The sequence below is a fragment of the Streptomyces nidicola genome (assembly GCF_050106155.1).
Lineage (GTDB): Bacteria > Actinomycetota > Actinomycetes > Streptomycetales > Streptomycetaceae > Streptomyces.
In genome coordinates this window covers 4,875,166-4,889,832 of record NZ_JBNBPI010000001.1, presented here as the reverse complement: position 1 = coordinate 4,889,832, position 14,667 = coordinate 4,875,166, and the positions used below count along the sequence as shown (strand labels likewise).

General features: G+C 72.6%; 13 protein-coding genes. 8 read left to right on the top strand and 5 right to left on the bottom strand.

What is annotated here, in order from left to right; genetic code table 11:
- The first annotated feature begins 35 nt into the window (after positions 1 to 35).
- The 3 genes from ACOKM3_RS22305 to ACOKM3_RS22295 all read left to right on the top strand — a co-directional run bounded on the left by ACOKM3_RS22305 (position 36) and on the right by ACOKM3_RS22295 (position 2,504).
- The gene (locus ACOKM3_RS22305; RefSeq protein WP_426902813.1) at positions 36 to 992 is read left to right on the top strand and encodes a hypothetical protein; all 957 of its coding nucleotides are present in this window, start codon (positions 36 to 38) and stop codon (positions 990 to 992) included.
- A complete protein-coding gene (locus tag ACOKM3_RS22300) occupies positions 922 to 1,416 on the top strand; it encodes a DUF7144 family membrane protein (protein ID WP_426902812.1) in 495 nt (164 codons plus the stop codon). The genes ACOKM3_RS22305 and ACOKM3_RS22300 overlap by 71 nt, the downstream gene beginning before the upstream one ends.
- 86 nt (positions 1,417 to 1,502) lie before the next feature.
- Entirely contained in the window at positions 1,503 to 2,504 is a 1,002-nt protein-coding gene (locus ACOKM3_RS22295; RefSeq protein WP_426906867.1) for an endonuclease/exonuclease/phosphatase family protein, read from the top strand.
- Positions 2,505 to 2,645: 141 nt separating this feature from the next.
- On the opposite strand, the gene snpA is transcribed toward ACOKM3_RS22295, so the two are convergent.
- The gene (gene snpA, locus ACOKM3_RS22290) at positions 2,646 to 3,341 is read right to left on the bottom strand and encodes a snapalysin (protein WP_426902811.1); all 696 of its coding nucleotides are present in this window, start codon (positions 3,339 to 3,341) and stop codon (positions 2,646 to 2,648) included.
- Positions 3,342 to 3,469: 128 nt separating this feature from the next.
- On the opposite strand from snpA, the gene ACOKM3_RS22285 reads away from it, so the two are divergent.
- From ACOKM3_RS22285 to metG, 3 genes are all read left to right on the top strand, one after another.
- Positions 3,470 to 4,402: a LysR family transcriptional regulator gene (locus ACOKM3_RS22285; protein ID WP_426902810.1), complete on the top strand. Its 933-nt coding sequence runs from the start codon at positions 3,470 to 3,472 to the stop codon at positions 4,400 to 4,402.
- Positions 4,403 to 4,556: 154 nt separating this feature from the next.
- Entirely contained in the window at positions 4,557 to 6,638 is a 2,082-nt protein-coding gene (locus ACOKM3_RS22280; protein ID WP_426902809.1) for a VWA domain-containing protein, read from the top strand.
- Positions 6,639 to 6,804: 166 nt separating this feature from the next.
- Positions 6,805 to 8,535: a methionine--tRNA ligase gene (gene metG, locus ACOKM3_RS22275; protein WP_426902808.1), complete on the top strand. Its 1,731-nt coding sequence runs from the start codon at positions 6,805 to 6,807 to the stop codon at positions 8,533 to 8,535.
- Positions 8,536 to 8,551: 16 nt separating this feature from the next.
- Here the strand turns inward: metG and ACOKM3_RS22270 are convergent, their stop codons facing one another.
- From ACOKM3_RS22270 to ACOKM3_RS22260, 3 genes are all read right to left on the bottom strand, one after another.
- Positions 8,552 to 9,247, bottom strand: coding sequence for a hypothetical protein (locus ACOKM3_RS22270; RefSeq protein ID WP_426902807.1), 696 nt, complete (start codon positions 9,245 to 9,247; stop codon positions 8,552 to 8,554).
- Positions 9,248 to 9,330: 83 nt separating this feature from the next.
- Positions 9,331 to 10,767, bottom strand: coding sequence for an ABC transporter permease subunit (locus ACOKM3_RS22265; RefSeq protein WP_426902806.1), 1,437 nt, complete (start codon positions 10,765 to 10,767; stop codon positions 9,331 to 9,333).
- Positions 10,764 to 11,705: an ABC transporter ATP-binding protein gene (locus ACOKM3_RS22260; protein ID WP_426902805.1), complete on the bottom strand. Its 942-nt coding sequence runs from the start codon at positions 11,703 to 11,705 to the stop codon at positions 10,764 to 10,766. The genes ACOKM3_RS22265 and ACOKM3_RS22260 overlap by 4 nt, the downstream gene beginning before the upstream one ends.
- A 121-nt stretch (positions 11,706 to 11,826) precedes the next feature.
- Here ACOKM3_RS22260 and ACOKM3_RS22255 point away from each other — a divergent pair, with 121 nt between their 5' ends.
- Positions 11,827 to 12,987, top strand: coding sequence for a sensor histidine kinase (locus ACOKM3_RS22255; RefSeq protein WP_426902804.1), 1,161 nt, complete (start codon positions 11,827 to 11,829; stop codon positions 12,985 to 12,987).
- Positions 12,984 to 13,688 carry a response regulator gene (locus ACOKM3_RS22250; protein WP_426902803.1) on the top strand — a complete coding sequence of 235 codons (705 nt, stop codon included), beginning with the start codon at positions 12,984 to 12,986 and terminating at the stop codon, positions 13,686 to 13,688. Before ACOKM3_RS22255 ends, ACOKM3_RS22250 begins: the two co-directional genes overlap by 4 nt.
- 2 nt (positions 13,689 to 13,690) lie before the next feature.
- Here ACOKM3_RS22250 and ACOKM3_RS22245 read toward each other — a convergent pair whose 3' ends face one another.
- The gene (locus tag ACOKM3_RS22245; RefSeq protein ID WP_461855373.1) at positions 13,691 to 14,587 is read right to left on the bottom strand and encodes an intradiol ring-cleavage dioxygenase; all 897 of its coding nucleotides are present in this window, start codon (positions 14,585 to 14,587) and stop codon (positions 13,691 to 13,693) included.
- Between the last annotated feature and the right edge of the window lie 80 nt (positions 14,588 to 14,667).

The following is a 14,667-nucleotide window of genomic DNA, read 5'->3' as shown; positions in this document are numbered from 1 at the left end:
TCGCGCACGGCGCGGCCGGGGCCTTGCCTGGAACGGTGATCCGAAGAACCGCCTCCGCCGTTCTGCTCGTCCTCGCCTGCCTCCTCGTCCCGCTCGGCACGCTCTCCACCTGGGCGAAGTACGAGATCGGGGACGGCGACCGGTACGTGTCCGCGATGGCGCCGCTGGCCGGCGACCCGGACGTGCGGAACGCGGTCGCCGACGCGGTGACCACCGGGGTCATGAAGAACCTCGACGTGGGCGCGCTCGAATCGGTCGTCGAGGACTATCTGCACGACGCGGTCGTCTCGTTCACGGACACCGACGCCTTCCGCGGCGCCTGGAACACCGCGAACCGCGCCGCCCACGACGCCGTGCAACAGGCCCTCGACGAGGGCACCACCGGGCCTGTCACGCTCGACCTGGCCCCCGTCACCCGGCAGGTCAAGCAGCAGCTGGAGGAGAACGGGGTGCCGTTCGCCGAGCGGATCCCGGTCGCCCACACCGAGGTCACGCTGCTGTCGGCCGGGGACCTGGCCGGGCTGCGGAAGGGCTTCCACGCCTTCCAACTCGCGGGACTGTGGCTCCCGTTGGCCGCCGTCGTGTGCGCCGTCGTGGGCCTCGCGCTCGCCCGGCGGCGCCGTCCCGCGCTCGCCCTGACCGCCCTCGGCGCCGCCCTGGGCGCGGCGGCGCTGCTCATCGCGCTGCCGCTCGCCCGCGCGTTGACGCTCTCGGACATCTCCGACGCGGCGAACAAGGCGGCGACCGGCTCGGTCTACGACGCCCTGACCTCGCCGCTGCGCACCGCGTCGTGGGTGATCGTCGCGGTGGGCGTGGTGGTGGCGCTCGTGGTGTGGCTCGGCCGACACCCGTTCAGCCGCGCACGGAATGCCTCCGCCCTGCTCCGGCGCGAGCATTCCGGTGACACGAGGAGGCGCCCGCATGACACAAACACCACCGGAGACCGGGTCGACGACCGCCTGGTCCCAGGACCACCGCACGCCCGACCCTGACCCCACGCGCGGCGAGGGCCCGCGCGGCGAATGGGCGGCCGGCGGCACCCTGTTCGCCGGCGTCCTGATGCTGGTCAGCGGCTGCCTCGGCGTCCTCAACGGGATCGCGGCCATCGCCAAGGACGACGTCTACAGCCGGATCGGCGACTACGTCTACGCGTTCGACCTGACCACGTGGGGCTGGATCCACCTGGTGATCGGCGCGCTCGTCGCGGTCACCGGCTGGGGCGTGCTCAAGGGCCAGGACTGGGCGCGCGGCGCGGGCATCGGCTTCGGCGCGCTCTACGTCGTCGAGTACTTCCTGTTCCTGCCGTACGCGCCCGTGTGGTCGCTCATCTCCATCGCCATCGGCGTCTTCGTCATCTGGGCCCTCGCCACGGACCACGGCCGCGCCACCGACCCCCGGACCACCAAACCGGCCTGACGGTGCGCGACCCCGGCTAACCTGGAGGACTCCGAACAGACCGGTACGGAGACGGGGGCCGGGTCTTGGACCAGCGACAGCAGCACATCACGGACGAAGCGCCCGGCGCCCCGCGGTACGAGCCGCGGGGCGCCGGGCGCCGCCGTGTGAACAGGGCGGGGGCTTGGGCGGCGGCGCTGCTGCTCGCGGGGGTCAGCGTGGTGGTCGGCTGCCGGGCCGCGGACCGCGACGCGGTGACCCCCGTACCGCAGCTCCTCGCGTTCCTCCCCTGGCTGCTCGCCCCCACGGCCGCCGCCCTGCTCCTCGCGCTGCTGTCGCGCTGGCGTACGGGGATGGTCTGGGGCGTCGCCGTACTCGGCGCGCTCGCCTGGTACATGGAGCCGTACGGGAAGGACGGCGGCGAGCCGGACGGCGCCCCCGTCTCCGGCGTCCGGGTGCTGGCGTCCAACGTGCAGTTCAGCCGCGCCACCAACGCGCTGATCGACACGGTCGCCCGGCACCGGCCCGACATCGTGTTCGTCGAGGAGTGCGGGCGGCCCTGCCGGGACGCGCTGGACCGGGAGTCGCTGCGCACCCGCTACCCGCACCGGCAGGCCGTGGCGGCGGACGGCTCGGAGGGTTCGATGATCCTCAGCAGGTTCCCGCTGAAGGCGGCTCCGACGGTGGCGGGGACGATGGGCATGCCGGCCGCCACCGCCGACGTACGGGGTCACGCGGTGCGCCTCCAACTCGTGCACCCCATGCCGCCGTTGCCCGACCAGGTGGGCGTGTGGAGGACGGAGCTGGGCCGCCTCGCGGACGCGGCGCGGTCCGCCGAAGGGCCCGGGATCATGGCGGGGGACTTCAACGCGACGCAGGACCACGCGGCGTTCCGCCGGATCCTCGACGCGGGGCCGCTGCACGACGCGGCCCGCCTCACCGGCCACGCCCGCACCCCGAGCTGGCCGTCGACCGCGCCCGGCCCGCTGGGCACGCAGATCGACCACGTACTGGTGACCGACGACTTCTCCGCGGACAAGTCCCGCTTCATCGACCTCGCGGACACGGACCACCGGGCGCTCCTGGTGGACCTGACGCTGCACGGCTGAGCCCGTACACCGCACGCACCGGGCCGCCGCCCATGGGGAGACGGGCGGCGGCCCGGTGCGTGCGAGAGGCGGCGGCCCGCTGCGGTCAGGTCGCAGGTGGGGGCCGGACCGCGCGCCTCGGCCTTCTGACCCGCCAGGGTCCTAGCGCAGCGCGGCCTCGGCCTTGTGCAGGGCCTTGGCGAACCCGTTGGCCCACAGGGATTCCACCTGGGCCTTCTCGTTCGCGTCCGGGTTCGCGTTGGTGCACGAGGGGCCGGGCCCGCCGCCCGACATCAGCTCGCTGCACGGCCCCTCGTAGTGGTCGGGCAGCCCGAGCACGTGGCCCGTCTCGTGCGTGGTCACGCGCGTGGAGTCGTACTCCTGGTTCTGCGCGTAGTCCAGGAAGACGTAGCCGCTGCCGTGCCCGTCCGTCGACGCGTACGAACCGCGCGAGTCGTTCCCCTCGCGGTACGAGAAGTCGCCCCCGCCGGACGAGGCCTGGAGCTTCACGTTCGACACCGACGCGTTCCAGATCGACGTGCTCTTCGCTATCTGCTGCTGGAAGGTGGGCGCCCCCGAGGCGTCGTACGAGACGGTGACGGACGCGGCGCCGGGGTTGGCGGCCCGCTTCTCGGCGACGGACTTCAGGACGGCCTGGAAGAAGGCCTTGTTGGCGGCGGCCTCCTCGGCGGAGCCGGCGTAGTGCGAGCCGACGTAGTGCGCGACCCGCTCGGTGGACGCGGAGGAGACGGCGGATGAGGAGGCGGTCGCGGGGGCCGCGGCGAGGGCGGCGACGGTGAGCCCGGCGCCGAGGGCGCAGGCGAGCAGACGAACAGATGTGGGGGGTGTCATGTTCATGCGTGAGAGTCTGGGGCGGACGGGACGCACGGGATAGATGCCACTGCGCGATAACTCCGCGTTATCCCCACACAGTTGACGCCGGTGACTCTGGTGCGACGTACGGGACCGGCCTACGCTCGACGCCCATGGAGCTGGAAGTGCGGCACCTGCGCGTCCTGTGCGCGATCGAGGACACCGGCAGCCTGCACAAGGCGGCCCGTCACCTGGGCATGACCCAGCCCGCCCTCAGCACCCAGCTGCGCCGCATCGAGGACCACCTCGGCGGCCGCCTGTTCACCCGCGAACGCACCGGCTGCCGCGCGACGCCGCTCGGCCGCACCCTGCTCACGCGGGCCCGCCCGCTGGTGGACGACCTGCGCGCGCTGGTCGACGAGACGCGCGCGATGGCGCGGGACTCGGCCGGCGACCTCCTGCGCATCGGCTCCACCGCCAGCCGCGCGATACCGGGCTGGCTGCGCCGCCTGCGCGCGAGTTCGCCGCACGAGCCGTCGCTGCGCATGGACGTCTCGGCGCACGCGCTGCTCCGCCTGGTGGCCGAGGGCGGCCTCGACGTGGCGTTCGTCCACGAGGTGGAAGGCAGCCCGCTGCGCATACCGGAGTCCCTGACCTGCAAGGTCCTCCTGGCCCGCGAACCGCAGTACGTCTCCCTGCCGGCGGACCACCCGGCGGCCCGCTGCCCCGTCGTCCGCCTCACGGACCTGGCGGAGGACCGCTGGATGATCGACCCCACGGTCGACGGCGAATGGGACGGCCTGCTCCGGGCGTTCCGCTCGGCGGGCGTCAACCCCCGTGTGCTGCACGGTGATTACCTGACCGCGTCCAACCTCGTCGCGACCGGCGAGGTGGTGACGCTCTGCCAGCCGACGTCCCTGGCCCGCCCCGACATGGCGATCCGCCCCCTGGAGGGCGACCCGGTCGCCGTACGCCTCCTCCTCGCGGCCCGCTCCGCACCCGTCCTGGACGCGGTGCTTCCGGCCCTGCGGGAGGCCTATTGGGAGTCGGCGCACCAGTCACCGGCGTATCGGACACGTCTCACGGAGTCGGGCGTGATCGACTGAATCCATACAGAAAGGGCGGCAGTTGTCCGCTCGGTCGAACGACCCGACCCTGCCCAAGATCACGGCCCGCGGCGGCTAACCTTACGTGTCCGCCCTGGCCAGGGGTTCCAGGGAGCAGGGACGTCGGGGACAACTCATGCGGAAGGTTGCGCACATGGGCATTCTGGATCTGCTGCGGAACGCGTTCGGGCGGTCGCGCAAAAAAGACGAGAGCGCTGCGCCTGACGCTGCCGCTTCCGACCAGGCACCAACGGTCCCCGCTCCGTCCAAGGGCGAAGCCGACGACCTGGTCTCGGCGGCCTTCGACAACATCTCGGTCCCGAAACCGTCGAGCCCGGTGGGCGGCGAGCGCCTGACGCGGGACGCGGGGGACGGGGCGGAGGCTGCGGCGCCGACCGAGGAGCCGACTCCGGCTCCGGCCGAGGAGTCGACTTCGGCCGAGCGGAAGACGGAGGCCGCGGCACCGGCGGAGGCCGAGACCGAGGCGGCTTCTGCTGAGGCTCCGTCGGAGGATGCGGCCAAGGCGGAAGCCGCGGCGCCGGCCGAGGAGAAGGCCGAGCCCAAGTCCGAGGACGCGGCTCCGGTTCCGGCTGCGGCCGAGGAGAAGGCAGAGGCTGCGGCTCCGGCCAAGGAAGAGGCTGCGCCCTCGGCACCGGAGGAGCCCAAGAGCGAGACCGAGACCGAGACCGAGGCCAAGGCCGAGGACGCGCCCGCCGCCGCGAGCGACACCGAAGCCCCGACCCCCGCCGAGAGCAAGGCCGTCGCCGAGGATCAGGCTCCCGCCGCGAGCGAGACCAAGGTCGACACCGAAGCCCCGGCCCCCGCCGAGGCCAAGGCTGCAACCCCCGCCAAGGGCAAGGCTGCGAGGCCCGCCAAGGCGAAGGCCAAGGATGCGGCCCCTGCCAAGAGCGAGGCCAAGGCCGACGTCGAGGAAGCGGCCCCCGCCGCGAGCAACACCAAGACCGACACCGGAGCCCCGGCCCCCGCTGAAACCAAGACCCCGGCCCCCGCCGAAGCCAAGACCCCGGCCCCCGCCGAAGCCAAGACCCCGGCCCCCGCCGAAGCCAAGACCCCGGCCCCCGCCGAAGCCAAGACCCCGGCCCTCGCCGAAGCCCAGGCTGCGGCCCCTGCCAAGAGCGAGGCCATCGCCGACGTCGAGGAAGCGGCTCCCGCCGAAACCAAGGCTGCAGCCCCCGCCAAGACCAAGGCCGCGAAGCCCGCCAAGGGCAAGAGCAAGGCCAAGGCCGAGACCAAGGCCGACGCCGAAGACCCGGCTCCCGCCCCCGCTGTGGGCAAGCGTCCCGCACGGCGGGACGGGTGGGCACAGCCCCCGGTGCAGGCCGAAGAGGACAAGGGGCCCACCCCCGCCGCGGCGGAGGAACCCACCCCGGCGCAGCCCGAGGCGACCGAAAAGGTCGACCCCGTCGCGGCGAAGACCTCCGCGCAGGCCGAAGAGGCCGAGGGGCCCACCCCCGCCGCGGCGGAAGAGCCCGCCCCGGCGCAGCCCGAGGCGACCGAAAAGGTCGACCCCGTCGCGGCGAAGACCCCGGCGCAGGCCCAAGAGACCGAGGACGTCGACCCCACCCCGGTAAAGATCAAGACCCGCGCCCCCGGCCTGGCAGCCGCCCACTCCGCCGCCGGCGCCGCCCTCAAGAACCGCGACCTCACCGGCACCCGTGCCACGGTCTACCTCGTACTGGACCGCTCCGGCTCGATGCGCTCGTACTACAAGAACGGCTCGACCGCCGCCCTCGCGGAGCAAACCGTCGCGCTGGCCGCCCACCTCGACACCCGCGAGACCCCCACCGTCCACACGGTGATCTTCTCGACGGACATCGACGCCGCCGGCGACCTCACCCTGGACGCGTACGAGGGCAAGGTCGACGCGTGGCACGCGGAGGCGGGCCGGATGGGCCGCACCAGCTACCACCGCGCCATCGAAGAGGTCGTCGCCCACCACGAGAAGTCGGACGACCCCACCGCCCCCGCCCTGGTGATCTTCCAGACGGACGGCCCCCCGGACGTCCAGCGCCCGGCGAACGAGGCCCTCGCGAAGGCGGCCGAGCACCCCCTCTTCTTCCAGTTCGTGACGTTCGGCGACCCGGACTCGAAGAACTTCGACTACCTCCGCAAGCTGAAGGCGGAGAACGCCGCGGTCTTCCACGCGGGCGAGACCCCGCTGGAACTCACGGACGCGGAGCTCTACAAGGGCCTCCTGGAGGCCTGGCGCCCGTAACCCCCGCCCCGTGACCACGTAACCCCGCTCTCCCCCAAGAGCCCCCGACACCCCATGGCCGTCCGCGCAGTAAAACACCGCGCGGGCGGCCACCCCATGTCGGCTACGATTTCTAGATTCCACTCACGTCAATTCCATTCACGTCACAACCCGGGAGCAGCCCCCGATGGCTCGACACCTCATCACCAGCGCCCTTCCGTACATCAACGGGATCAAGCACCTGGGCAACATGGTGGGGTCCATGCTCCCGGCCGACGTGTACTCCCGTTACCTGCGCCTGCGCGGCCACGACGTGCTGTACATCTGCGCGACGGACGAGCACGGCACCCCCGCCGAGCTGGCCGCCAAGGAGCGCGGCATCCCGGTCGCCGAGTTCTGCGCGCAGGCGCACGACGCGCAGAAGGCGGTCTACGACGGGTTCGGCCTCGCGTTCGACCACTTCGGCCGCAGCTCGTCGCAGCAGAACGCGGAGATCACCCAGCACTTCGCCCGCAAGCTGAACGAGAACGGGTTCATCGAGGAGCGCTCCATCCGGCAGGTGTACTCGCCCGCCGACGGCCGCTTCCTCCCGGACCGCTACGTCGAGGGCACCTGCCCGCACTGCGGCTACGACAAGGCCCGCGGCGACCAGTGCGAGAACTGCACACGCGTCCTGGACCCCACCGACCTGATCAACCCGCGCTCCGCGATCTCCGGCTCCACCGAGCTCGAGGTCCGCGAGACCAAGCACCTCTTCCTCCTCCAGTCGAAGCTGCAGGTCGAGGTCGAGGCGTGGATCGACGAGGTCGCCGACGAGTGGCCGCAGCTCGCGTCCTCCATCGCCCGCAAGTGGCTGACCGAGGGGCTCAACGACCGCTCGATCACCCGCGACCTGGACTGGGGCGTTCCGGTCCCGGCGGACACGTGGCCGGAGCTGGCGGCCGAGGGCAAGGTCTTCTACGTATGGTTCGACGCCCCGATCGAGTACATCGGCGCGACGAAGGAGTGGGCGGACCAGGCCCCCGACGGTGAGACGCGCGACTGGAAGTCGTGGTGGTACGAGCCGGCCGGCGCCTCCGACGTCCGGTACACGGAGTTCATGGCGAAGGACAACGTCCCGTTCCACAGCGTCATGTTCCCGGCGACGGAGATGGGCATCCGTGAGCCGTGGAAGAAGGTCGACTACCTCAAGGCCTTCAACTGGCTGACGTACTACGGCGGCAAGTTCTCCACGTCGCAGAAGCGCGGTGTCTTCACCGACCAGGCCCTGGAGATCCTCCCGGCCGACTACTGGCGCTACTTCCTCATCGCGAACGCGCCGGAGTCGGACGACTCGTCGTTCACCTGGGAGCACTTCACGGCGACGGTGAACAAGGACCTGGCCGACACCCTCGGCAACTTCGTCAACCGCGTGCTCTCCTTCTCCCGCAAGCGCTTCGGCGACGACGTCCCGGCGGGCGGCGAGCCGGGCGAGGCCGAGACGAAGCTCGGCCAGGAGATCTCCACGCTCCTCGCCGAGTACGAGAACCAGATGGAGGCCCTCCAGTTCCGCAAGGCCGCGGCGGCGCTGCGCGCCCTGTGGTCGGCGGGCAACTCCTACCTGGAGGAGAAGGCCCCCTGGCTGGAGATCAAGACCGACAAGGACGCGGCCGCGCTGACCCTCCGCACGGCGATGAACCTCATCCGCCTCTACGCGGTGGTCTCCGAGCCCTTCATCCCGGCGTCGGCGGCCGCCATGCGCGCGGCGTTCGACCTCCCCGGCGACGACGCCACGTGGGTCACCCCGGAGGAGGCCACGGCCCTGACCACGGTCCCGGCCGGCACCCCCTTCACCGTCCCCCCGGTCCTCTTCGCCAAGATCACGGACGAGGACCTGGAGTCCTACAAGGAACGCTTCGGCGGCGAGCCGGCCGCGTAGGGTCTGTCGGCGGTGCTCAGGCGTCCCGGCGCCTGAGCACCGCCCACCCCACTACCAGCGCCCCGCCCGCGTAGGCGGCGAGGACGGCGAGGCCGGTCCAGGGGGCGAGCGGGGCCGTGCCGGGGCCGGTCGTCGTCTGGACGGCGAGGCCCGCCGTCATCGGAGAGAACTTCTGGACCCGGTGCAGCACGTGCTCCGGCATCGTGATGATCAACGTGGCCAGGTAGGGCCCGTACAGCAGCGCCATCACCGCGCCGACGGCCCCCGCCGCGTGCCGCACCACCAGCGCCACTCCCACGCTCAGCAGCGCGACGAGCAGCAGATAGACGACCGTTCCGAGCGTCGCCCGCCACAACTCGGGCGAGGTGAGCGGGAGTTGGGAGAACCCCGACGATCCCGATGATCCCGACAGGACCGTGCGGCCCGCCGCCAGCGAGCCGAGGACCGCGGGGAGCGCCGCCGCCAGGACCGCCGCCGCGGTCACCACTGTCTTCGCCAGGAACACCGTGGTGCGCCGCGGGTTCGCCGCGAGGGTCGTACGGATCATGCGCGGGTACTCGCTGGAGACCACGGCGACCGCGACGAGCGCGGCCGCCGTCTGCGCCAGGTACACCCCGGACAGGGACAGCGCGGTCGGCGCGAGGACCCCCGACTGGTCCTTCCCGGCGCTCGCCGCGATCAGCGCGGTGAATGCCACCATCACCCCCGTCACGGACACCACAGTCCACAACTGGCCAGGAACAGTGCGGAGTTTGGTCCATTCCCCGTGCACGGCGCGCGCCGCCCCCGCCGCCGTCATACGTCCCGCCCGGTCAGCCGCCACCGCGCCGCCCCGAGCACCACGGCCACGTACACGCACAGCACCCCGAAGCCCGCCCACGGTGTGATGACGGTGTCGAGGAGCCGGTGGGTCTGCTGGACCGCGAGGCCGGCCGTGGGTGTGGCCCGGCCGACGAAGTCGCTGAACCCGATGGACGTGCTCTGCGCGACGATCGGCAGCACCACGAACGTGACGATCATCAGGACCACGGCCGGCACGGCGCGCCGCAGCAGCGCCCCGACCCCCAGGCTCAGCACGGCGGCCAGCGCGAGGAACGCCGCGCTGCCGACGATCGCCCGCACGGTCGCCGGGTCGGTGAGGGAGAGCTCGGGGAAGAGCGGCGGTGCGAAGCCGTTGTCGCGCAGCGCGGGGCGGGCGACGAGGAACTCGGCCACGCACGCGACCAGGCCCACGGCGAACACCGTCGCGCCGAGGACGAGCGCCTTCGCGGCGAGCACTCGGCCGCGCCGCGGACTCGCGGTGAACGTGGTGCGCACGGTCCCGGTCTTGTACTCGGACGTGATGAACAGGACGCCCAGGGCGATCACCGCGATCGTCGCGATCTGGATGCCGTCGTCGAGCGCCATCTTGACCAGGTCGGGCTGTCCGCCGAGCTGTCCGACACCGCCCATGCCGAGGCCGCCCAGGTCACCGCTGCCGGTGATCGTGAAGGTGCCGGCCTGCTCGCGGAAGGGCTTCGGCGGGGCGACGGGGTCGGCCATCTCGCCCTTCTTCACGGTCTGCTTGATGTCAGTCTGCCGCCAGCCGCCGCTACCGGCCCGCGTGGGGAAGGTGACGTGGTCGAAGACGGCGCTGCCGAGCGTGGCCTCGGGGTGCATGCGCAGGTCGCCGGGGCCGCTGCGCTCCTCCTTGCCGTCCATCGGCGACGTGACGAAGAGGCCCGCCTCGGCGGTGGTCGGCAGCCCGGCGACGGTGAGCGTGCCGACCTTGTGCCAGGCGCGGCCGTCCGCGGATTCGTAGCCGGTGACCCGGTCCCCGGACCGTACGAGCCGCAGCCAGAGCGGGGCGTCCGCGCCGCCGGAGCCGGTCAGTTCGTGCTTCCCGTCGGCCATCATCCGCACGCCGTGCTCCGGCGTCACCATCAGGGCGGCGTACGAGGATCCGCTCGCGGTGCCGTCCTTCAGGAGCAGTCCCGCCTTCGCCCAGGCGGCGCTGTTCTTCTGCGCGGCGACCCGCACGGTGAAGGTGCCGTCGCCCGCGGCGGTGCGGTGCACGAAGGTCGAGGCGTCGTATTTCTTCGGGCCGCCGTAGCTGAACGTGCTGCCGTTCGCCGACGCGACGGTCAGCAGCAGGCTGAGCGCGAGCAGTGCGATCAGGGCGAGAGGGGTGCTGCGGACGCTGCGCAGCTTGGTCCACTCGGCGCGCACGGCACGGACCATCGGCGACCTCATGAGGACGCCTCCTGTGCGCTCAGTGCGGTAGCGGCGAACTCCGTTGCCGCACCGGTGAGTTCCATATACGCCTCCTCCAACGTGGCCCGGTGCCGGGACAGTTCGGAGAAGGGGATGCGGTGCGCGCCGAGCCGGGCGACGACCTCCTCGGCGGCCAGCCCGGTGACGGTGAGCGCGTCGGGCCCGGTCACGGCGACGGTGGCGTCGGCGCCCGCGAGCACCGCCAGGGCTTCGGCGCGCCTGCTGGTGCGCAGGGCGACGCGCTCGCCGGACGCCTCGTCGAGCAGTGCGGCGACGTCGGTGTCGGCGAGCAGCCGCCCCCGGCCGATCACGATGACGTGGTCCGCGGTGTCCTGGAGTTCGCTCATCAGGTGCGAGGAGACGAGGACCGTACGCCCTTCTGCCGCAAGGGACTTGAGGAAGCGCCTGATCCACTGGATGCCCTCGGGGTCGAGCCCGTTGACCGGCTCGTCGAGGATCAGCACGGGCGGATCGCCCAGTAGCGCGGCCGCGATGCCGAGCCGCTGGCGCATCCCGAGGGAGAAGCCGCCCGCGCGCTTCTTCGCGGCGGAGGCGAGGCCGACCTGGTCGAGGACGTGGTCGACGCGGCGGCTCGGCAGGCCGTTGTAGTGGGCGAGCCACAGCAGGTGGTCGCGGGCCCGGCGGCCCGGGTGCAGCGCCTCGCAGTCCAGCAGGGCGCCGACCGTGGACAGCGGGTCGGCGAGCCGGGTGTAGTCCTGCCCTCCGATGAGCGCTGCGCCGCTGTCGGGGCGGTCGAGCCCGAGCATCATCCGCAGCGTCGTCGACTTCCCCGCCCCGTTGGGCCCGACGAACCCGGTCACCCGCCCCGCCTCGACGGTGAAGCTGAGCCCGTCCACGGCCACGGTGGACCCGTACCGCTTGCACAGCCCGCGGGCCTCGATCGTCATATCGGTCATGCCAGTTGACGTTAGGGACCGGGCGCCGCGGCGGCGTCCCGCCCGGGCGTGGTCTCCCGGGGGGCCCGCTCCCCCCGCAGGGGGACGCCGCCCGCGCGGGGAGAAGCCGATAATGACCGCCATGACCGGGACCTGGAGCGCGGCACGGGCAGGGGTGCGGCGCGCGGCGGCCGCACGTGACCTGCCGCTGCTCGCCGCCACGGTCCTGGCCCTCGCGGCCCTCGCCGAGGTCACCGGACAGGGCCGCGATCCCGCCCCCGAACTCCCCGGCCTGCTCGCCCTTGCACTGGGCGCGACCGTCCCCCTCGCCTTCGTCCGCTCCCAGCTCCTCCTCACCGCCACGGCCCTCACCGCGGCCTCGCTGCTCGCCCCTCTCACGTACGGCCAGACGCTGTACGCGGGCCTCCCGGCGCTCGCCGCCGCCCTGTACCTGGTGGGGCTGCGCCAACCGGGCCGCACCGCCGTCCTGTTCGCCGTGCCCTTCACCGCGTACGCGCTCACGGACGCCGGCGGCCCCTACGGCGTCGTCCTCCTCGCGGGCGCGGCGGCCGCGCTCACCGCGGGCGGCGCCCGGCGCGCGCAGGCCGAGGCGGCCCGCCGTTCCGCCGCCGACTGGGCGTACGCGGACACGGCCCTCGCCCATGCGGCGCTCGGCGAACGGGCCCGTATCGCAAGGGAGTTGCACGACATCGTGGCCCACCACATCTCGACGATCTCGGTGCAGGCGGAGACCGCCCGCTACACGACCCCGGGCCTGCCGCCGGAGGGCGCCGAGCGTTTCCTGGCGATCGGCGACACGGCCCGACTCGCCCTCACCGAGATGCGCCGGCTGCTCGGCGTCCTGCGCGAGGACGCCCCCGCCGAATCCGCCGCGGCCGCGCCCCGCTCGCCGCAGCCTGGCCTCGACCAGCTCGTCACCCTCGTCGACGAGGCCCGCGCGGCGACCGGCACCGCGGTCCGCCTCATCGTCCGAGGCCACGTCACCGCACTCGATCCCGGCCTGGAACTCACCGCGTACCGCATCGTCCAGGAAGCCCTGACCAACGCCCGCCGGCACGCGCCCGGTGTCGCCGTGGACGTCGAACTGCACTACAGGGAAAGCCAGTTGGCGATACGCGTACGGGACTGCGGCCCGGGCACGGGCCCCGGCGAGCCGGGCCACGGCCTGCTCGGCATGCGGGAACGCACGGCGATGGCGGGCGGCACGCTGCACGCGGGCCCGGCTCCGGCCGGCGGCTTCCTGGTCGAGGCGTCCCTGCCGGTCAAGGGCCCGGCCGCATGAACACCTCCACGAACGCCCCCATGGACACCCCTATGAACGCCATCCGGATCGTCGTCGCCGACGACCAAGACGTCGTACGGGCCGGATTCGGCGCACTTCTCGACAGCCAGGACGACTTCACGGTCGTGGGCAGCGCACCCGGCGGCGCCGAAGCGGTCCGCGTCTGCCGCGAGGCCCGCCCCGACCTCGCCCTGATGGACGTCCGCATGCCCGGCATGGACGGCATCGAGGCCACTCGCCGCATCGCGCGCGAGCTGCCCGCGACCCGCGTCGTGATGCTGACGACCTTCGACCTCGACGAGTACGTGTACGACGCGCTCGCCGCAGGGGCCAGCGGCTTCCTGCTCAAGGACATGCAGGCCGAGCGGCTGTTCGAGGCGGTGCGGGTGGTCGCGGCGGGCGAGGCGCTGCTCGCGCCGACCGTCACCCGCCGCCTGATCGCCGAGTTCACCCGGCTCCGCCCGCGCGCGGTGCCCGAACAGGCCCTCGCCGTCGACGCGTTGACCCCGCGCGAACGCGAGGTGCTGCGACTGATCGCCGAGGGCCTGTCCAACCAGGAGATCGCCGGACGCCTCGTGGTCGGCGGCGAGACCGTGAAGACCCACGTCAGCCGGGTCCTCGCCAAGCTCGGCGTCCGCGACCGGGCGCAGGCGGTCGTGGCGGCGTACGAGTCGGGACTCGTGGTGCCGCGCTCCGGGTGAGCTCAGGAGGACCGGGAAGCGGCGGGCGACGGCATCGTGTCCGTCGAGTCGTGGGTCTCGGCCGGCGACACCCCCATCGTCAGCGACGCCACGACGCCCTTGTCGATGTGCTTCTTGAGGTACTTGAGATGGAGGAGGCCGCCCTCGGTGCCGTTGTCCGGGTAGATCGTGTCCCCGTCGAGCGTCGTGCGGGTCGTGGTGTTCGTCGAGTACGGCGCGACCTCGGCCGAGGCGAGGACGGACGCCTCGGAGAAGAAGAGCTGGCCGGTGTGGCAGGTGTGGCCGCCCTCGTAGCCCGCGTCGGTCCACTCGCCGTCGACGTGCACCTTGACGTGGATGTGCACGCAGCGGCCCTGGTACCAGCCCGGGAAGACCGTCTTGAACGCGACGCGGCCGTGTCTGTCGGTCTTCCACGTGCCGCGCAGATAGCGCTCGTCGTCGGTGGGCTCCTGGTGCCCGCCACCGCCGCCACCGGGGCCGCCGGGGCCGCCCGTCGGGGGTTCACCGGTCGGCGTGCCGGTGGGCATGTCCGTGGGGGCGCCGGTGGGAGGTGTGCCGCCGCTTCCGGAGCTCATGTCCTCGTAGCCGGAGTAGATGCCGACGGCGTCGCAGTGCCAGATGTCGACGGCGGCGTTCTTCAGCGGCTCGCATGTGTCCGCGTCGATCACCTTGAGGCTCAGCAGGAGCGGGATGCCCTCCTGGTCCTCGGTGATGTCGCGGCGGAGCTTGTCGGCGTCGATGTAGTACGGGCCCTCGGTGGTCTCCGTGGTGAGCCGGTAGCAGGTCTCCGTGTCCGACGCCGTTTCGTCGGCGAACGCTCCGCCCTCCGTGAGGGTGCCGGCGATCCCCACGGCCGCGACGGCCGCACCACCCGCCAGGATCGCCCTACGGCGGGTCAACTCTCGTCTGTGTGACGCTACTTGGGGCTCAGGTTGCTCAGTCGGCTCGGTCATGGGCGTGGACGCTAGGGGCCGAAGCT